19 protein-coding genes are annotated in these 17,464 nt (G+C 58.0%); 13 read left to right on the plus strand and 6 right to left on the minus strand.

Going from position 1 to position 17,464, the window contains the following annotated elements:
- The first annotated feature begins 52 nt into the window (after positions 1 to 52).
- From ABE483_RS10930 to ABE483_RS10970, 9 genes are all read left to right on the plus strand, one after another.
- Positions 53 to 259 carry a hypothetical protein gene (locus ABE483_RS10930; RefSeq protein WP_346481686.1) on the plus strand — a complete coding sequence of 69 codons (207 nt, stop codon included), beginning with the start codon at positions 53 to 55 and terminating at the stop codon, positions 257 to 259.
- A gap of 55 nt (positions 260 to 314) precedes the next feature.
- Positions 315 to 581 carry a glutaredoxin family protein gene (locus tag ABE483_RS10935; protein WP_346481687.1) on the plus strand — a complete coding sequence of 89 codons (267 nt, stop codon included), beginning with the start codon at positions 315 to 317 and terminating at the stop codon, positions 579 to 581.
- Positions 582 to 587: 6 nt separating this feature from the next.
- Positions 588 to 1,610, plus strand: coding sequence for a 2Fe-2S iron-sulfur cluster-binding protein (locus ABE483_RS10940; RefSeq protein ID WP_346481688.1), 1,023 nt, complete (start codon positions 588 to 590; stop codon positions 1,608 to 1,610).
- Between the two features lie 150 nt (positions 1,611 to 1,760).
- Entirely contained in the window at positions 1,761 to 2,012 is a 252-nt protein-coding gene (locus ABE483_RS10945; RefSeq protein WP_346481710.1) for a MerR family DNA-binding protein, read from the plus strand.
- A gap of 180 nt (positions 2,013 to 2,192) precedes the next feature.
- Positions 2,193 to 2,468: a heavy-metal-associated domain-containing protein gene (locus ABE483_RS10950; RefSeq protein WP_346481689.1), complete on the plus strand. Its 276-nt coding sequence runs from the start codon at positions 2,193 to 2,195 to the stop codon at positions 2,466 to 2,468.
- A 24-nt stretch (positions 2,469 to 2,492) separates the two neighbouring features.
- On the plus strand, positions 2,493 to 3,347 hold the full coding sequence (locus ABE483_RS10955; protein ID WP_346481690.1) for a hypothetical protein: 855 nt from the start codon (positions 2,493 to 2,495) through the stop codon (positions 3,345 to 3,347).
- Positions 3,348 to 3,970: 623 nt separating this feature from the next.
- Complete coding sequence (locus ABE483_RS10960; RefSeq protein ID WP_346481691.1) at positions 3,971 to 4,135, plus strand: hypothetical protein; 165 nt, start codon at positions 3,971 to 3,973, stop codon at positions 4,133 to 4,135.
- A gap of 89 nt (positions 4,136 to 4,224) precedes the next feature.
- Entirely contained in the window at positions 4,225 to 4,605 is a 381-nt protein-coding gene (locus ABE483_RS10965) for a hypothetical protein (RefSeq protein WP_346481692.1), read from the plus strand.
- Between the two features lie 455 nt (positions 4,606 to 5,060).
- Complete coding sequence (locus ABE483_RS10970) at positions 5,061 to 5,666, plus strand: hypothetical protein (protein WP_346481693.1); 606 nt, start codon at positions 5,061 to 5,063, stop codon at positions 5,664 to 5,666.
- A gap of 889 nt (positions 5,667 to 6,555) precedes the next feature.
- Here ABE483_RS10970 and ABE483_RS10975 read toward each other — a convergent pair.
- Genes ABE483_RS10975 through ABE483_RS10990 form a run of 4 tightly spaced genes read right to left on the minus strand, consistent with a single transcriptional unit; the run spans position 6,556 to position 10,506 of the window.
- Positions 6,556 to 8,079 carry an SAVED domain-containing protein gene (locus ABE483_RS10975; RefSeq protein ID WP_346481694.1) on the minus strand — a complete coding sequence of 508 codons (1,524 nt, stop codon included), beginning with the start codon at positions 8,077 to 8,079 and terminating at the stop codon, positions 6,556 to 6,558.
- Between the two features lie 9 nt (positions 8,080 to 8,088).
- Positions 8,089 to 9,021 carry an ATP-binding protein gene (locus ABE483_RS10980; protein ID WP_346481695.1) on the minus strand — a complete coding sequence of 311 codons (933 nt, stop codon included), beginning with the start codon at positions 9,019 to 9,021 and terminating at the stop codon, positions 8,089 to 8,091.
- Positions 9,021 to 9,533: a hypothetical protein gene (locus ABE483_RS10985; RefSeq protein ID WP_346481696.1), complete on the minus strand. Its 513-nt coding sequence runs from the start codon at positions 9,531 to 9,533 to the stop codon at positions 9,021 to 9,023. Before ABE483_RS10985 ends, ABE483_RS10980 begins: the two co-directional genes overlap by 1 nt.
- Positions 9,534 to 9,540: 7 nt before the next feature.
- Positions 9,541 to 10,506 (minus strand): CBASS oligonucleotide cyclase, encoded by a 966-nt coding sequence (locus ABE483_RS10990; RefSeq protein WP_237826908.1) that lies wholly within the window; start codon positions 10,504 to 10,506, stop codon positions 9,541 to 9,543.
- Positions 10,507 to 10,967: 461 nt separating this feature from the next.
- Between ABE483_RS10990 and ABE483_RS10995 the strand changes: the two genes are divergently transcribed.
- From ABE483_RS10995 to ABE483_RS11005, 3 genes are all read left to right on the plus strand, one after another.
- The gene (locus ABE483_RS10995; RefSeq protein ID WP_346481697.1) at positions 10,968 to 11,360 is read left to right on the plus strand and encodes an MbcA/ParS/Xre antitoxin family protein; all 393 of its coding nucleotides are present in this window, start codon (positions 10,968 to 10,970) and stop codon (positions 11,358 to 11,360) included.
- A 167-nt stretch (positions 11,361 to 11,527) separates the two neighbouring features.
- Positions 11,528 to 12,760, plus strand: coding sequence for a nucleoid-associated protein (locus tag ABE483_RS11000; RefSeq protein ID WP_346481698.1), 1,233 nt, complete (start codon positions 11,528 to 11,530; stop codon positions 12,758 to 12,760).
- Positions 12,757 to 14,043, plus strand: coding sequence for a hypothetical protein (locus ABE483_RS11005; RefSeq protein WP_346481699.1), 1,287 nt, complete (start codon positions 12,757 to 12,759; stop codon positions 14,041 to 14,043). Before ABE483_RS11000 ends, ABE483_RS11005 begins: the two co-directional genes overlap by 4 nt.
- A 330-nt stretch (positions 14,044 to 14,373) precedes the next feature.
- Here ABE483_RS11005 and ABE483_RS11010 read toward each other — a convergent pair whose 3' ends face one another.
- Complete coding sequence (locus ABE483_RS11010) at positions 14,374 to 14,652, minus strand: helix-turn-helix transcriptional regulator (protein WP_293792107.1); 279 nt, start codon at positions 14,650 to 14,652, stop codon at positions 14,374 to 14,376.
- Positions 14,653 to 15,610: 958 nt separating this feature from the next.
- Between ABE483_RS11010 and ABE483_RS11015 the strand changes: the two genes are divergently transcribed.
- Positions 15,611 to 16,084 carry an NIF family HAD-type phosphatase gene (locus ABE483_RS11015; RefSeq protein WP_346481700.1) on the plus strand — a complete coding sequence of 158 codons (474 nt, stop codon included), beginning with the start codon at positions 15,611 to 15,613 and terminating at the stop codon, positions 16,082 to 16,084.
- Between the two features lie 69 nt (positions 16,085 to 16,153).
- Here ABE483_RS11015 and ABE483_RS11020 read toward each other — a convergent pair whose 3' ends face one another.
- Positions 16,154 to 17,431 (minus strand): metallophosphoesterase, encoded by a 1,278-nt coding sequence (locus ABE483_RS11020; RefSeq protein WP_346481701.1) that lies wholly within the window; start codon positions 17,429 to 17,431, stop codon positions 16,154 to 16,156.
- Positions 17,432 to 17,464 lie beyond the last annotated feature (33 nt).

The following is a 17,464-nucleotide window of genomic DNA, read 5'->3' on the forward strand; positions in this document are numbered from 1 at the left end:
GCGTCGGAACCGCGAAGTTCTTCTCAACTTAAACTCTTCAAGGGGTAGCTCGATGGCTTCCGCCGCTATCCAGAAAAGCACCAGACTGACCGAGTTTCCCGGCGGCGCAGGGATCAAGACGCTGGCGCTCTCCAGCATCTTCGTTCTGGGCAGCGCACTGCGGCTCAAGCGTGTCCCCGCGTCGATGAGCGTCGAGATCAATGCTGCTGTTACCGAGAATGTTGCCATCAACGTGCCGTGGCCGGTGAACGGCTACTGATGCCTTACACACGCCATTCTCGCCCCGACGCCAGACCCGCCTGAAGGAGGCCGCCATGGCTATCACATCCCATCCGCCCGTCATTCTCTACACGACGCCCATCTGCCCCGACTGCCACACGCTGAAGGCCTGGCTTGATCGTGAGGGGATCATGTTCGAAGAACGCGATCTGTCCATTCGCGAGATCATGGAGGAAGCCAAGGCACGCACGGGTGTACGTGTCGCGCCAATCACGCTGGTGGGCAATTCGATCTTCTACGGCACTTTCCTCGCCCAGAAGCCGCTGTTGACCGCGGCGCTCGGCCTGTCCGGCGCTGCGTAAACGACCATGAACAAACACGTCGAGATCCGCCCTGAAGGACGCACTATCGTTGTACCTGAAGGCACGACCATCTTGGAGGCTGCACTGGCGGCAGACGTCGCCTATCCGCATGGCTGCCGCTCTGGCCGCTGCGGCTCCTGCCTGTCGCGTTTGATCAGCGGGAAAGTGCTGCATCTGGAACATAGTCGCTTCGCACTTACCGAAGAGCAGAAGACGCAGGGCATGTTCCTGGCTTGTCGCGCTATGCCGGAGACCGATATGGTCGCCGCCTGCGGCGGCGACATCCATGCCTTCACTTCACCTGCGATACGACGCCTGCAGTACCGAGTGCAGGCCATCGAAACTCTCACCCACGACATAAAACGTATCCAGCTTGCCGCCAGTGGGGCCGAGCTGCTGGCCTTTGACGCGGGCCAGTACGCTCGGCTGACATTTCCCAGCGCCCCGCCCCGGGACTATTCGATGGCAAGTCGTGCGGGCAGCAAAGAGCTCGATTTCCACATCCGTCGCGTGCCGGGCGGGACCGTGACCGAGTGGATCCACACAGCATTGAAGCTGGGGGATCCAGTAGTGGTGGAGGGCCCATTGGGGTCATCCTACCTGCGTACGCGGCACTCCGGCCCCATCCTCTGTATCGCAGGCGGCTCGGGATTGGCCCCGATCCAGGCGATTGTGGAGGCGGCCATCGCCGAGGGCATGCGACAGCCCATCCATGTCTATTTCGGCGCGCGCAGTAATGCGGACCTCTACTTAGTTGCGCATTTCCAGCGGCTGGCGCAAATCCATCCCAACCTGACCTTCACTCCGGTCCTATCAGACGATCCCCCGCAGAGCTTGTGGCGCACCGGCTTGGTAACCGACGCCGTGGCCGCAGATCATCCTGTACTGGAAGGATGGAAGGCCTACGTGGCCGGTCCGCCCTTGATGGTTGAATCAGCCATGCGCGTCTGCCGGGAAGGACGTCTAAGCCCGGAAGACCTCCATGCAGATGTCTTTTTCACCCCCGATATGGCATCGGTTGCTCTTTGACATTGCGCTTCTATATTGATCGAGAAGATCCAAAGGTGAATGCTGTGAATATCGGAAAAGCGGCCGAATTCTCAGGAGTTTCGGCCAAATGATCCGGCAAGATCGGGCTCGCGCGATCTGGGTTTCACCGTCGAGCAGATCTCCGAGCTACTGCTACTTTGGCATGATCGGGAGCGGGCCAGCGCTGATGTGAAAAAGGTGGCCCTTTCCCATGTCGCCGAACTCGAGGCGAAGATCGCCAAATTGCAGGCGATGGCGCAGACGCTTCGCGAACTCGCAAGTAACTGCCATGGCAACAATCGCCGACTGTCCCATCATCGAGGATCTGGCCGAACCTGCCAATTCCTTCCAGCGCGTCGGCCCGCCCACGGTGGCGCGCGAGACGCCCAGCTTCAGCATTGATACGCCTGCCTCATTGCGCGTGCGAGAAGCCATCGTAAGCACGAAGTAAAGCGGCACGGGACATCGCTTTGAGGTAATCCATGCCGCTCTTGCGGTCATGGAATCTGCGTGTGCGCGTTGTCCGGCTCCTTTGGCCTCCACAATATGAACGGAAGCCGAGGAACAGAAAGATATTCAAGATTGCTGATTGACATTGCCACAGTGTCAACGCCCAGCGTGGTTGGTGCACCAATCAATCAGGAAATCAACATGCTTCAGTTCCATATTCCAAACATGACGTGCGGTTCTTGCGCCAAGCCGGTGAGAGACGCCCTGCTGAGCGTCGATCCGCTGGCGAAGATCGAAACCGACACGCCTGCGCGCCAGGTGCGCGTAGAAACGGCGCTGGGCGAAGCGGCATTCCTCGCGGTGCTGGCAGAGGCTGGATATCCACACCAGCTGCAGGCAAGCCAGTAACTTCCTTCCAACGGAGAACGTCCCATGTTCATCAAACACTTTCTTACTTTCGGCGTAGCCGCCATCGGTACCGCGGCTATGCCGTCGTCGGCGTCCAATGCCTCGCTGAAAGGTGCTTTTGCACTTTCGGGAGCGACCGAGAAGGTCACCGCAGAACTTTCCATCGAAAAAACCGGCCCACTTTCCCGCGAGTTGCTGATCACGTTCGCCGACAAGACCACCGGCAAGCGCATCGCTTACTTTGACGAGGAACTTGCCCAGGAGCTGCATGTTCTGGCCACCGACAGCAACTTCTCCAGCTTCTTGCACGAACACCCAGGCAAGGTAGGGTTAGACGGTCGCTTCCGGGTCGCGATGAAGTTCCCCAAGCCTGGCGTATACCATGTCTTCGCGGACGCTGTGCCCACCGGGCTGGGGCAACAAGTAGTTCGGTTCGACGTTTCCGTAGACGCACCAGCCGGTATGGAAGCAGCCCAGCCCGTCCCGGCTGCCAAGGAGGGAACCGATGGGCCGTATACGGTCCAGTTGGACCAGTCGGGTCTGCAGGCCGGTAAAGAGAGCATGTTGAACCTGACTGTTCTGAAGAATGGAAAACCCGCGCAGGACCTGGGCCTCTACCTTGGCGTGCCGGCACATGCGGTGTTCGTAGGCACCGATGACCTTGCATATGTCCACGCGCATGCCATGCCGGCGGATGCTGCCAAAGCCGCGCACGGTTCACACGGCTCGGCGCATGATCCGGCTGGCCCGGTCAGCGCACAGATGATGCTCCACGCGAAGCCTCCTCATGCGGGCACCTATGCGCTCTGGATTCAGTTCATGGCCAATGGTGAAATCCGAACAGTGCCTTTCGTCGTCAATGTTGCGCAAGGCTCGTGAGCAACGGCCTTTAGCTTAGCTATGGCCGTGGCCGGGGGAATCCCTGGCCACGGCAAGCTTTGGTGGAGACCGGTCAGAAGATTGATCGGGCATACGGCAGTCCAAGCCGACACCGCCCCGAGGCTCTTCTTGGCTCAGGCGCTGGCGAGCGTCCGCTTCTGGCCGAAAGCGGGCAACAACCACCGGCTCCATTCCACGCTGGGCTATCGTTCGCCCGCTGGCTACAAACGGGCCGTAGCCTGAAACGCCCTGTCCGGGTGTCTACGGAAACTTGACCACGGCACTGCCTTCGGGTAGACCAATGGCCGTTTGGTGGTTGGCTCCGGACAGCGGTCACCCCTGCTTTCGCCATCGGCCAGCACCGCTCCGCCCTATGCGTCATTGCTTAATCGCACCTGTTTCACTTGGCCTCGGTGGCACCGCGCGGCAGGGCTTTCTGGGCAAGTCCCAGTCTTGCGGACTGTGGCATCATCGGGCTTGGTTGTGCGGCACACTCGGCGGCAATGACCAAAGCGATAGTTGGTTGGCCAATCCCGCCTAACAAATCAATTAAGTCGAGTCTCTACCAGAGCGGCTTAGTTGTAGTGCTAGGTATTTTTAACCACATATCAAGGAGTTAAAGGATGAGCTTTATCATTACCAATCCATTCACAGGTAAGCCGCTGGAAAAAACGCCAGATGGAACGTCTTTGAAGGATGTCAATTTTGAAACCAAGGAGGAGGCCCTGCAGTTCTTTAAGGATCACGGTGGAAACCCTGTGGAAATGGTTGAGGTTCCAAGTAAATAATGCTAGAGCTACCTTCCAGCCGACCGCCTGCGGCGGCGACTGAACTTTGACGTTAGGCTGCTCTACACATATGTACACAGGAGTTTCGTATGGCTCAGTACGCAATCGCTTTTGATCTCGACACTACCGCAATGAAGGCAGCGGGACTTACACCTGCTGATCGGACTCGTATTTATCAGCAGGAGATTCCCCAAGCCCTCGCTGGTTGCGGATTTACAGCGCATCCCCAGGGCTCGCTGTACCACACCGAAGCGGAGCAAAATCCGATCAATGCAATCATGCAATTGCAGCATGCCATCACAGCAAATGCCCCTCAGTTCTGTCGCTTTGTCAAACGAGTCCATGTGTTCCGCATGGAGGAATGGAGTGACGTCACCAACCTCCTCGCTAACCGAGATGCAGCTCCTGCTCCGACTCCAGATGAGGAGCTTGCAGAGCAAGAGGAGATGGACGCTGCGGCAGCGGCCTGACAATTCATTCAAGCGGAACCCGCTACGTGGTTCGTCTTAATTCCGGAGTTAGGGGGGGGGCACGAGCAAGACCTGCTTGATCTTGTGCTTCTCCACTCGTTGATCGCCGGTCTTTGCGTCTGGGCATCGGTCAGTTGCACAGGAGATACTAAGGGCGAGTTCGCTCTTCTATAGCTGCCTCTTGCATTGCAGCTGGCTATTTTGGATTGACTGGGCTTGAGTTCCGCTCTGCCCAATCTATCTTGGGTGGCGGCCTACATGCTACTTGGCCTTCCTACGCTTGATCTGCCTTACAGTGTCGGCTGGGCACTTGGCAAGCTTGTTCACGCATTGGATCTTCGGGAGTACGCGCGGTCATCCTGTGGTCTGTGGGTACGGCGTGTAGCCAGGCCCTTGCGTTTTCCCAATCAGTAGTTTGGTCCCGCATCACACTTTGAGGCACTCGGGAGAATTCCATGGATTGGCTTACGTTCGTTGCGAGAATCGCCGAGGCCCTTGCTTGGCCAATCGTCGTGCTAGTCCTCGGATTGATGTTTCGCCGTAAACTCCTTGAGATCATTCCCACGTTGCGGAAGCTGAAAGCGGGCCCGGTCGAGGCAGAGTTCGAACTGGCAGCCAAGCAGGCGCTCGCGAACGCCGAAGAGACGAAGATTCAAGGAGTGGATGAGGCGTCAGTATTCGCTGTCAAAACCAAAGCCGACAGTGGGCAGGTCATAGCCAAACTACGTGAGGCACGCGGAGATCCGGCCGGGGCGATCCTAGAGGGGTGGGCTAAGCTCGACGGTGAGTTGTTCCGGCTTGGCATCCAAGTAGGCGCGGTCGTTAATCCACTGGAAAACACAGGGAAGGTATACAACGCTGTCATGTCCTCTGGAGTGCTTCCAGCCCAGACAATGAACTTGGTTAGAGAACTACGTGAGCTACGGAACCAGGTAGCGCACGTCAGGGTGAAGCCAACGGCAGAAGCAGCCCAGGACTACCTTTTGGCTGTAAATCGCGCCGTCGAGCTTATACTTAATTGTCGGAAGAATTTGCCTGATAGTACGTCGAGCAATCGCTAGCGGGAGTCTCGCGCAGGCGAAGCTCACCGCTCGATCGGGCCGACTGCATAGAGAGGGGAATTTGCGCCGCTGCTCATGTCGAACGTTAGATTGCGATGAAAGTTCCTCGGTCGAATCGGCAGAAAAAAGCTCTGACCTACACGCAGAAAGAGGCATGTTAATTTTACCGACACTGAAAGACGGTCGCGACGCTTCTTGAGAATCGTGATCTCGATACAGCTACAAGAGTGCATGCCAACAACGGCATTCGGATGGCTACGCTAACGCCGTCGGTCGTCTCGGCATCTCGCTGGCATCGCCATCCGCTGCCAAGAAAATTGCATGGTGGGCGGGACCGGGTCCTTACCAGGGACGGCTCCGAGAGCATGTGGTTCCTGGTAGTGTCATTTCGACGCACGTGCTGCAGGTTTGACGCTCTACCGAGAGACCTTCGTGGCTGAGAGCTGTTACCTTAGCCGAAAAAGGAAGATTGCCAGCACTGGGAGGGTGTAGATTCCGACTACTTCCTTGAAGTCACTGCGCCGCTTTCGGCATTGGTGGCCACCATAGTTCAACGGAGAACTCTCCTGGCATGGGTAACCTCGGCAGACAACGTCGAGCTGCGCAGTCGCGGACTTACCAAACGCATGCCGGATGGCAGCACGGATGATCCACGTGCTCGCTATGCGGCTTGTGGGATCAGCCTGGTCGACTTACGTGAACTAGCCGCAACCCCAGAATTGATTCGAGCCGATGCCACTTCCTAGCTTAATACCGGTGTTGAGCGTCCGCTCCTGGCCCCCGGCGTCGTGAGACCAGAAGCGAACACGTCGCGACTGGAAGTAAGTAGACCCCATCAACGCACGATTAACGAATTCCGCTGCGCGTCACTATCGGTATAGCCAACGATTCAAGCCACCGGCAGGGTCAGGGAGGACTTGTAGGAGCGACCCTGAGCTCCATCGAAGTCGAACTCGTAGAAACACACCCGCCCCATTAGCAGTTGATGTTGTCCAAGGTAGAAGGTGAGCGCGTTAGGCGCGGCGACAAACAGGTGCGTGGTCTCCCCGGATGCGGCGCTTCCGTTGGCTTTGACCTGCGAAGCTAGTGAAACCGCCAGCTGGAAGGCGTGTCGCCCATTGACCACGGAAGTCGGCCCCGAGCCTCCTGAGGGCCTGAACACCAACAGTCGACCGACGATGGGAAGCGAGTCCTCGATGTAGGACTTCGCATCAGCGGCGATGTCATGCGTCGCGGAGACGGCAACGGCGATTTCTGGTCGCGTGGCATCGATTACGATCTCAGTCAGTTCGAATTTCGGCCAGGCTGGATCCCAATTGGCGTCATCCGCCGCCCATACTTGACGCGCCGGGGAGCGTTGCTCGAGCTCGATGACACGGCCAATTTTGGTATTGAGTACGGAGCCGGCCGCAAACGCCAAGGTTGCGTGCGCATCCAGCACCAAGCGCGGCCTGTCGCTCTCTTGGGCGGCTTGGAGCAGGAACCGTTTGAGCGAGGGATAGAGCGTGTTCGACCACTCTGCTTCGTCGCGAATGTATCTCTCATCGAAGTCAGGCACAAAGTCCAGGACGCGGGTGCATCGATCTTCGAGGCGATCAACCGGATGGTTGAAGGATTTGACGCCGTAGAGGACAGGGCGAGGTGCCCCTCCATGGGTAAACAAGCCCTCGTCTTCGCACACGCGCCGAAAGCTGGCCCTGTCGAACTCCAATCGACCTTGGCCCAGCCACTTGTAGACGACGTCGTCATAGGGAAATGCACTTTCGTGAGTCGCAATGCGTCGCAGGCCCACGAGACCGAACAATGTGTCCAACTGGTCACGATAGTCATCTAGGGAATCATTAGCCGCGCGGAACGCCAGCATCCCCGCGAACTGTCGCAAGGCCTCGTCGTCAAGCGATAGATGCTCCCGCCATTCCTTGCGGACGGCCCCCGTCTTGCTGTTATCGGTCTTTGTGTCGAACAACCGCTCCACGCGAATGGCGCCGGATCGGGTGCCCATGATGGCCCGCAGCGGATCGTTCCGGTCCGGCTGCCAGTTCGTTAGCAGTGTGAACTGAACTGGATCTCCGGAGGCGCCATGCGTGAGATGGGCGCTGTGTGCGCGTTGCAATAACGACTTCTTTTCGGCATTGATGAAATCCGGATCGACGAGCTGCCGGTAGCCGTAGCTTCCAGGCGTCAGGTGCCACTTGCACTGGATGTGCTCGCGCAGTAGCACCTTCCCACTTAGGGTTCGGGGACCGCGACCGCGGTCATACTCGACCCAGATATCGTCGTAGCTTCGAGGGCCGGACTCAAACCCGACGCGCACGATCGGGCTCTCGCTATCGAGCAAACGACTGGCTCGCAACCAGAATTGCCTCGCTTGGAAATCGTCGCCCTCTCGCCGTGCTGTGTTTGCCTGGGTCATGGGATGGCCTTAGGCCTCATCGCGAAACGCCGGCGTCGGCGTCATCTGTTCCGCGATCTCGATCGCCCGTTTGCCATCGATGGCGCGCTCGGGATAGGCATCGAGCACGATCGATGGGATCAGGCGCTGGGTGAGATCGGAGAAGGTGAATCCGACATCGTGGCGGTTGCGTGCGCCAGTAGCAGCGACCAGGCCATCAAACTGGGCCTTCGACAGGCCAAGCGGCTCAAGTCGTTCGTGAAGCACATGGCGGCGCTGCGCCTCATCGGGGCGGGTGAAGGTGAGAATGTCTGCCGCACGACGTCGCACAGCCGGATCCAGTGCGCTCAGCCGGTTAGTGCACATTATGACGGCAGCCGGTACCTTCGCTTGTGCCAGACGATCGATACCGCGGATGAAGGCGTTGACGCCGGCGCGATCCTCATGATGCATCTGCGAGGACTCCCGCGACTGCGCAAGCGCATCAGCTTCATCGACGAAAAGGATAATGCCGCCATTGCTTTTGGCACCGCGAGCGGGTTGCAGCTTCTTGGCTTCAGCCAGTGTGTGATCAATCGCTGTCGTCAGCAACTGCGTCATCTCACCCACTTGACCCTTGCCGCGGGTGGCTAGGCTGAGCGGAAACAGGGTGATATCAATCTTTTCCAGGCGCGCCACGGAATCGCCGATCGTTTCCGCCAACTCGGTCTTCCCAGAGCCCACGTCGCCTGCAAGGATGACCAACGGCGGACGGCGCAGGACGGTGTCGAGCAAAGCGGTCGCACCCGGGTGATGCTTATTCGACCAAGCTTCCAGTCCTGCTGGATGGACCAGTAGGCCGAGGATCTTGGCCAGGCGTGACTTCTGTTCGTCTAGCCCGATCAGGCGATTTAGCCGCGTCCGAGCATCGGTGTCAGGATAGGTCTGGCGCTGATCGAACAGTTCGTCGAGAGTGGGCTTCATCAGTTGCTCCTGACGCTGGAACGATCAAGCGCCTTGCCACCGGCAGTGTAGGTCAGATCAGGCGAAAAGAACCCATTAACGGTGGGCTCGGGTGCGCCACCACGTTGGAACGGCAGGGACTTTTTGAATGTGTCCTGCTGCGTCGAACTGAGGTTGGACCAAGTCGTTGAGTAGGTCAGGTAGCTATAAAACGTCGCATCCTCAACATTTTTACCGGGCCGAACCTTTCCAGGATCGTCGCCATACCCATCGGCGCCATCCAGATCCTTGGCCGAGTACCGCAGCGTGGGTTCGATCCATTGGCCGTCGCGCTTGTAGCCGTAGGTCACCGTGCCGAGATAGCCCGCCTTTAAAAGCTCAACGACCTCGGTCTCGTAGGTTGTGATGTCGGCGTCGCTGGGCTGGCCATACAAGCGCTGCATGCGCTTCAAGTCGGCCGCGACCTTGGCCGCCATGTGTCGGGCGTGGGTGACGGTGAAGGTGTTGGTTTGCGAGGCGGTGTAGCTGTTCATGGGATCCTCAGGCCTGGAATGAGGGGCCGAAGACCTTCTGCCAGTAGCGAACGGTCTCCTGCTTGTTGGGTGCAGCAAGTGCGGCATCGATCGCATCACCGGCATCCAGCGCAGCGTCCACGATCGCGTCGGCTTGCTGCCGGGTGTAAAGCATCGATACGTTATTGGCTTGATTGACCGGATCGATAATCTTCACCGGCTCGGCAAAAGTACCGATGCTCGAAAGCGGGTAGTAGTCGTTGAAGGCGATCTGTTCGCGGAGATCGCTGCGCGCCAGATAGGTGAAAAAATTTTGCATTGCTTCGGGATAGTCTGAGAAGTCCAGGCCGTCGTCGCATAGCTTCGCCATCACCATCTCGATCATGAAGGACTTGAATCGGAAACCGGAGTTCTCCGCCTTCTGGCGCTTCGCCCAGAACTTGGCGAGTCGCACCACCTGGACGAAATGCGTCTGCTGGGCGACCTTGCGCTTCTTCGCGAATTCCAAGTGCCTAGGAATGCTGGTACGCAGGAAAGACCCGTCTTCCTGGCTGACTAGGTTGCCATACCAATCCGGATCGCCGTCGTAGAGGATCGGCACAACATCGACATCCAGCCCCGATCCCGCGAAGGAAACCGTAACCGAGTAGGTTTGCGGCTTCACCTGCTCCGGCTTGAAGTTTGGAAACGCTTTGCGCAGCCGCTCGGCTAGGTAGTCCAGCAGCTTGGTGACATCTTGCGGCGCATCAGCGCCGCTGATGTAACAGGCGACATCGATGTCGTTGAGTGAGCGTAACGCGGTGCCCTTGGCGAGGCTGCCGGACAGTAACATCCTCTTCAAGGTGAAATCGGGGTGTTCGGCAAGATAGGTTTCCAATCTCTCGCGCAACCTGCGCGCTTGAGCGCGGAACTCGTTTGCAGTATCGCGCGGAAGGTTCACGCGGTCCTCGGCGAAGTTGACGATATCCTTATGTCCCACGTGTTCCCGTGCCATGCATTGTCCCTTTAGCGTATCGACCCAGTTGACCTGAACGTGTTCAGACTTGGCGCCCCATATGGAATGGCCTGCCGCTTGTCTGTCGCAACTATCGCGACCGAAACAAGCTCAAACCGGTTTTAGCATGCGACCCCAAGTCCAAGCTTGGGGTGCATATCCGGCTTTCAAGGGCCGGCAGGGGGACGCAGTGCAGAGGTCCCGAGTCGCCCACCGAGGGCACGCAGCTCTTCACAATGCAGTTTGGTAAAGGGAGAAAGTTCCACGTCCTCTTCTGGCCGATAGCACGTTAGGGTGCCGCCTTTGGTCAGTCGGGGCTTCTCATCGCCACCATACCCGTCTGACTGGGACTGGTTGGTTCATTAGACTAGTTGCAGGTCGGTACATCGATGGCCGGCAGGCCCGGGCAGACCGCCTCGGCTGGCGGTAGCATGAAGACTCCCGATTGGTAGCCCAAACTGATGAGCCAGCAGTTCGTGGGGGCCGACCCTAACCTTGCAGAGCCAGCATTCCGGATCTTCACGAACGTTGCAAAGGCTTGGTCTCTGACCAAGCTCGAGCAATCAGCACTTCTGGGGCAGTCTGTGGATGATGCCTTCGCTTTACATAGGGCTGGAATCGTAGATGGCCGCTGGGCCGAGGTTCTGGAACGGGTGAGCTATGTCATCAGTATTTACCGAGCTCTTCATACGCTCTTCCCCAACCCGCAGCAGGCCAACGAGTGGATTCGGCGGCCCAACGCGGCTGCGCTGTTCAGGGGGGAGCCTGCGGTCAGGGTCATCTGTAGTGGTCGCCTCAGTGATCTAGCTGAGGTGCTGGATTACCTGGATAGCCAAGGGATTGCGGCGCCGTAACCATCTGATAGGTAAAGCTGCACACCCCCGTCTTTCATGAAATAGGTCAACCGGAGCTCCTTCCATTTGGGTTCTCACCCTATGAGAAAGGGGGGGGGCTACATTGCCTATCGGTGGGCTCCTTCCTGTAAGGTTAAAGAAAGGTAATTGCCAAAACAGGGGGCAACATGGACGTTTTGAAGGGGGCTGTTATCCACAGCCTTGATAAGAAGGCGCACGTCAGCTCAGCATCGATTAGGTGGGCCAGAAAGGTGCTTAATCCAGCTGATGATATGGTCCTAAAGCTTGCCGAGCAGCTTGCCGATCTTGTCGGCAAGGATGGCAATTCCGTGCTTTGGGGTCAGTTCCAGCGGGCCAGTCGCCAAGGTGATTTTCCAGGCGCGGTCTCAGGCCTGATTGATCCATCCGACAGCACAACGTTGATGGGCTTGTCCAAGGTGACGATGGTCGAACTTCGGGACCAAGCCAAGGTGAAGCCGGGCGCAACTGGGGGCCATATCTTTTTTGGCCATTTCGAGAGCCGAGGAACAGAGTATCTGCTCGTTGCAATGATCAAGCAGAAGGGCGCAATTACGCTTACGCGCGACATGCGTCCGACAGCGATCAAAGAAATTGATATGTCGAAGCTGCATCAGGCAGCTCGGATAAATCTGGTTCGCTATCAGGAACACCTTGCTGCAGAAGCAGCGGCAGCTGCAGCGAAGGCGGAAGCGGAAGATTCGACTGCACTTGCCTTGTCGAGTGAAGCTGCTGCTGATGTCTCTCCACAGGCGCCCGAAACGGAAGCGGTTGAGAACGCGTCTGAAGACACCGGTTCTGGAGCAGCGATGGATGGCTCGATTGAAAAGAGCTACCTATGCTTTGTGAACAGGAAAGGGCGCGAAGAAGTTGCGGACTATTTCATCGACGCGCTTGGTTGTCAGAAAGGTACGTCCTCTTCGCAGATGACAACCGGGCTCCTTCGGAGCCTTCGTGAGTTTGTACGGTCCAAGTCCGCCATCGCGTCAGCGCAGACCGAGATCAAGCAGGGCGTCGTTGACTACATGCAATCTTTGCCTGAAGAAAATGGCGTCGTTCGCCTTGACGAAGTGGTTCAGGCCGCGAAGTCAAAGGTTGCTCCGCAGCTTCACGCCGAGTTCGATGACCTCAAGAGCTTTCTCAACAGCGAGGCTCATGGCATTCAGGACGAGTTCGTTCTTAGCAGAACTGCCCTGAAGGCGCACGTTCGCATCAACGCCAAGAAGTCGAACTGGGGACTTTGGTTCGAGACTTCCGCTGTAGGCATCGCCAATTCTGAGCTTCTCTACAACGTGGATAGAAAAACGCTTACCTTGACCTCGCTTCCCCCAGGAGCGATCGAAAGCATTGAGCAAACGCTGCGAGCGCGTGGTCAGATGTGAACGGATTCCCCTCCGTCATTGAGCTGTATCGGGCTGCAGAGCGCCCCGAAGTTATCGACAACCGCTTCTCTTACGAGGGCGATGGTAGTGATCGCCTCCGCGGCGCGCTCGCCTCATGCGAGCAGCTGGACGCTAGGTTCGGGCGCTTTGAGGACGACCCCCATTGGGTCAACGGTCATGTTGATTTTTCTTGGGCTCTGGGAAGCAATGACTTCGGGGCGTTCTATCTATCCGTCGAGGACTTCATTAGGCGCTGTGAGTCTCTTCATCGCGGTGTAGTCCCTGACAACTTCTACGTCGCCAGCCTTGATTACCTCTTCACGGCGCAAAGCTTGTCGGACGATTCAACGAACGACGATCCGGATCATTTTTTGCATTCTCCTAGTGAGATCCAGAAGATCCACTCACTTTGTCGCCTCATCCGTCTTTTGGGCAACCTAAGCTTGGCAGGCAGCCTCGTGGCCGAGGCTGGACGGGCGTCCCACTTGGTCTTTGTAAAGCCAGCGTCTGCTGGGGTCGCACCTACTACGGTAGAGATCGTGACCTGGATCGAGCCCAGAATGCTTTCCTACAACGCACCTAATCTCAAGGTGCTGACAGATCTTCTTGGGAAAGGTGAATCTGGAAGGGTGCGCAACGAGGAGTATCGCGCGGTGTTTCGCTTAGCCATTGCGACGATCGGAGCAGAAGAGGTGGCTGCTTCTTCGCGCTTCGCTTGGCTAGTCCAGAAGTGGGATCGAGTTTTAGCCCGCTTCAGCTACGACGTTGAGTGCCTTGTAGATAGGTTGTCCTTTGAGGGCCTGAAGAGGGAGATCCTTGATGCAGAGCTGACGTTTGTTGGGCGCGTGAGTACCTCGGTGGTCGACAACGCAACGAAGTTCCTTGGCATTCCACTTTCGTTGGTTGCCTTGGCGGCGGTTCTCTCCAGTGATTCAATCTCAAGCGACGTAGTTGTGTGCCTGGGTGCCCTGCTAGTGAGCCTAGTGGTTGGGGGCGTGGCCAGAGCCGTTGGTTACCAGCTCGACTCGACCGCCAGTGCCTTCGACGGTGTACTGCAAAGTCTTCGGATGCGCGCCAACGAAGTTGGCGAGGTTGCCGGGACTATCAAACAGTTGGAGACGACTTTTCTCGACAGGCTCACTTTCGCCAGGAGGGCTGTAGCAACGTTCCATGTGCTTGCGTGGATACCTCCGTGCATCGGAACGGCGCTCATCGCCTGGAAGTTTCCGCCGGGTTGGTTCGGATCGGTGGGCGCCGTACTTGCTCAGTGGCTGGGGTACTAGCTCGCGGCCCACTGATGCGTGTACCAGGACTTCTCTTCTATTTTTCAGCCAGCCGGACCGCCGATTGCATGGCGACGGAGAGGTTCATCTCGCGCGGAAGAGTTGATCCAGACCAGACCAACATCATGGCCCGGTAGGCACTGAGGCAAGGACGCGGCAATGACCTGCCGGCGAAACTGCCACCGATCTGATCCGTCCGGTATTGATCGGCGGGGCCGGATGGATTTCTACCTTTGCCTTTACCACGCAAATGCCGTGGCCTGGATGCGTGCTGAGAGGCGACACTGAGAGCATTTCAATCGCAACCTGGCACCGCTTGGTGACTTGGCACTACTGCCTCTCTTTGATCTGGCTCATGCGTAGGCTCTGCACCATCTTCAGGACGTGATCCGATATTTCAGTAGAGGAGAACCCTAGTGCTGATGCAACGAGGCAAAATTCCAGCACGTCCAAGCGTCTGGCTCCAGACTCGACGGCTGAAATCCTTTGCTGGGGCCATCCCAGATGTGAGGCCAGCTTGGTTTGACTAATGCCCAGTGACTCACGTCGCTCACGGAGTTGGCCGACCAACCGCAGGTACACACTTTGGTAGATCGTTTTCGTAGCCATCGGACCCGCCTGTAGGAGCGGAACGAAATCTATGGCGGAGTCCGGGGCTACATGAAAATTGTGTAGACGGCACTTCAGTCGCTTGCTAGCATCAGCTTTGGTTGAACTGCCGGGGATCGAGTGATCTATGGGCGTGACCAACAGACCCTCATCCCCTCGTGGCCAGCCCTCGACGCGCTGCTCGTGTCACTTGGCCCGTTCTACGCATGTGCGTGGTGCGCTCTTGAGCGCTCGATCTCAGTCTCTGCTCCCGTGGCGGCTGATCCAGCGATTGCGCAGCACTTGCTGTTGTTCCTTAAGGCAGCTGGCGTCCTTGCCGAGGGCGAGTCATCGAATGGCGCAATAAGGCGCTCCCTTTACGATCCCATTAGTTGGAGCTACAAGGACGGCACCGAGCTATCAGGCAATCTAGGCGCCTTGCTCACCCAAGCACTGAGTGCTTGGCGCCCCCTGCTTGATTCAGATGACCAAGAGTGGCTCTGGCGTCAGCTATCTGACCGTGAAGCTGGTGCCTACCTCGGAGCACTACTCCGCAGACACAGAATTGGCGTTCGAAACGCTGAAGGCCTTCTAAGGTTTGAGGAGGACGACTGGAATGAGTTGAGCTTGGGGCGCAAGCGGTACGTACTCTGGTCGTCCGTTCGTGGCGCGGCCAGTGAGTTCCTGAGCACTGGCGGTGACGAGGCCGCGACACTGGCCGTATTGGGCCGCGAGATTCGACGGCGGACGCATTGGCTTTCTCTCAAGCAAGCGTCAGGTTCGCTTGGGGATGCTGAGTACTGCTTCATGCCAGATCCCTCGTGGCGGCGGCCGCTAATGGTTGATGTCGCTCTCGAATGTCTATTGCCGATCGGCGACCAGTACTGGCTTGCACCACCTGTCCTCGGCAGTAAGTGAGGGAAGCTCCGAGCTAGAGCACTCGCCTGGCAACCTACTCGATCCTGGAGGCACCCAACGTATGCGCCCGACTATCCTTGCCCTCGATCTGGAGGGGACACTGATATCCAACGCGGTCAGCCAGATCCCTCGGCCCGAGTTGCTTAGTTTCCTTCAATTTGCTCGCGATGCCTTCAAGGAAGTTGTCCTCTTCACGACGGTACCGAAACCCACCGCGCTGAAAATCGCATCGCTCTTGGCAAGCGAAGGGCACGTGCCGCGGTGGTTCGCAGAGGTCCGCTACATCGACTGGACAGGCTCTACAAAGAATCTGCTACTAGTATCGCCACAACTGGGCCAGGCTCTCCTGCTAGACGACCATGAGCCGTATGTCCATCCTGGCCAACACGCCCTGTGGGTCGAGGCCCCGCTGTTCGCGTCGCCGTATCCTGCTGAAGACGCCGGTATGCGGATCTCGCAGAGACGCATCGAGCAGAGACTGTCCTTGCTTTCGAGCTCGCGGAGCGAGCCGCCGGCACCAAATCACCTCGGCTGAAGAGAATCCCCTTGAGCACGGTCGAAGTGGCTTGCGCTTAGGACGCCGGCCCCTCTGTGATCCGGATAGTTAGCGTTCCCCTTGATATTCCTGAAACTCTAAGTGAGCCGCGCGCAGGACCCGGAGCGGATCAGCAATCAGCAGCCCCGCCGGGGTCGCGCCATCGAGCAGCGCGTGCGGTGACAGGAACCACTCGACCTCACCCCAACCAGTGGTACGACGAAGATCACTCAGTTCACGCTGAAATGGACCGAACTCGCGCATCAGTTCCAGTATCTTTGCCAAGTGGTCTACGGGTCGTCCATCGGGCTGGAACTGCCAAGTCGGATAGCGGTAGCTAGGCACTGGCTGCGTTATATACACCCCTAGCAGCTTGCCCTCACGGCGTAGCTGGCTAGCGGCGTGATTGCCATCGCAGGGCTGTACACCCAACTTTACGCCGACCTGGGACGCACTCAGCCACTCGGACGCCAGCGCCTCGCGCAGGGTAGCGGAGTCTTGCAGGATCCGCTCAGCGGCGTTGGAGCCGCCAACTTCAACTATCAGGTTCGGATCGAACAGGGCGTTCTCGCGGAGCCAGTGTCCGTCGGCGTCACGTCGGGGATAGCCCAGAGGGTTGCAGACCACTCTGGACTTGCCCACTAGATAGTCCGTGGAATCATGGACATGGCCGTGCACCCACAGGTTAGCCTTGGAGACCAGCGCATCCAAATGCGAGGCGAAGGCTGCCGACAGAACGTGCCCTTTGTACTTTTCCGGGATGGATCGCAGAGAGGGTGCCATGTGCGTGACGACGACGGTCGTGCCAGCGAAGGCCTCTTCCAGACGCTCCTCAAGCCAGATCCGTTCTTCCCAGTGCCACTGGGCGACGTCTAGAGGCTTGATCTTTCGGAACCCCGCTCTGGCAAGCCTGATCTTGCGATAGTCGTTCATTCCGGCAGCGGCCGACTGCATGGCCTCTTGGACACTCTCCGGGCCCACCAGCTGAAAATCGGTCCACAAGGTCGCACCAAGGAAGCGCACATTTCCTACGACCAGCTGGCCTTTGTCGAGGAAATGTACATGACCGGTGGCAGCGCAAGCATCGGCAAGCTTCGCTTTGAGCATGTCGAACTTCTGCCCATACGCTTCGTGGTTCCCTTGTACATACACGACCGGTAGATTGGGAAAGGCTTGATCGGCCCAGGCCACTGCGCGGTCTCCCGTGTCGATGTCCCCAGCAAGTACCACGAGGTCTGGCTTGCTGATATCCAAGTTGGTCTGCACTTCACTCAAGAGCTCATGCGCTCGCTTCGGCGCATCTCGCCATACCTCGAAGTGCAAGTCCGACAGAACCAGGATGCGCATCGCTAGTAGTCCCCGCTATGAGAAGCCTTCTGT

Source organism: Stenotrophomonas sp. TWI602, from assembly GCF_039674045.1.
Lineage (GTDB): Bacteria > Pseudomonadota > Gammaproteobacteria > Xanthomonadales > Xanthomonadaceae > Stenotrophomonas.

Bases quoted from the DNA above. Each gene is read 5' to 3' on its own strand.
- ABE483_RS10930 (WP_346481686.1), top strand. From the start codon at position 53: ATGGCTTCCGCCGCTATCCAGAAAAGCACCAGACTGACCGAGTTTCCC.
- ABE483_RS10935 (WP_346481687.1), top strand. From the start codon at position 315: ATGGCTATCACATCCCATCCGCCCGTCATTCTCTACACGACGCCCATC.
- ABE483_RS10940 (WP_346481688.1), top strand. From the start codon at position 588: ATGAACAAACACGTCGAGATCCGCCCTGAAGGACGCACTATCGTTGTA.
- ABE483_RS10955 (WP_346481690.1), top strand. From the start codon at position 2,493: ATGTTCATCAAACACTTTCTTACTTTCGGCGTAGCCGCCATCGGTACC.
- ABE483_RS10960 (WP_346481691.1), top strand. From the start codon at position 3,971: ATGAGCTTTATCATTACCAATCCATTCACAGGTAAGCCGCTGGAAAAA.
- ABE483_RS10965 (WP_346481692.1), top strand. From the start codon at position 4,225: ATGGCTCAGTACGCAATCGCTTTTGATCTCGACACTACCGCAATGAAG.
- ABE483_RS10970 (WP_346481693.1), top strand. From the start codon at position 5,061: ATGGATTGGCTTACGTTCGTTGCGAGAATCGCCGAGGCCCTTGCTTGG.
- ABE483_RS10975 (WP_346481694.1), bottom strand. From the start codon at position 8,079: ATGACCCAGGCAAACACAGCACGGCGAGAGGGCGACGATTTCCAAGCG.
- ABE483_RS10980 (WP_346481695.1), bottom strand. From the start codon at position 9,021: ATGAAGCCCACTCTCGACGAACTGTTCGATCAGCGCCAGACCTATCCT.
- ABE483_RS10985 (WP_346481696.1), bottom strand. From the start codon at position 9,533: ATGAACAGCTACACCGCCTCGCAAACCAACACCTTCACCGTCACCCAC.
- ABE483_RS10990 (WP_237826908.1), bottom strand. From the start codon at position 10,506: ATGGCACGGGAACACGTGGGACATAAGGATATCGTCAACTTCGCCGAG.
- ABE483_RS10995 (WP_346481697.1), top strand. From the start codon at position 10,968: ATGAGCCAGCAGTTCGTGGGGGCCGACCCTAACCTTGCAGAGCCAGCA.
- ABE483_RS11000 (WP_346481698.1), top strand. From the start codon at position 11,528: ATGGACGTTTTGAAGGGGGCTGTTATCCACAGCCTTGATAAGAAGGCG.
- ABE483_RS11010 (WP_293792107.1), bottom strand. From the start codon at position 14,652: ATGGCTACGAAAACGATCTACCAAAGTGTGTACCTGCGGTTGGTCGGC.
- ABE483_RS11015 (WP_346481700.1), top strand. From the start codon at position 15,611: ATGCGCCCGACTATCCTTGCCCTCGATCTGGAGGGGACACTGATATCC.
- ABE483_RS11020 (WP_346481701.1), bottom strand. From the start codon at position 17,431: ATGCGCATCCTGGTTCTGTCGGACTTGCACTTCGAGGTATGGCGAGAT.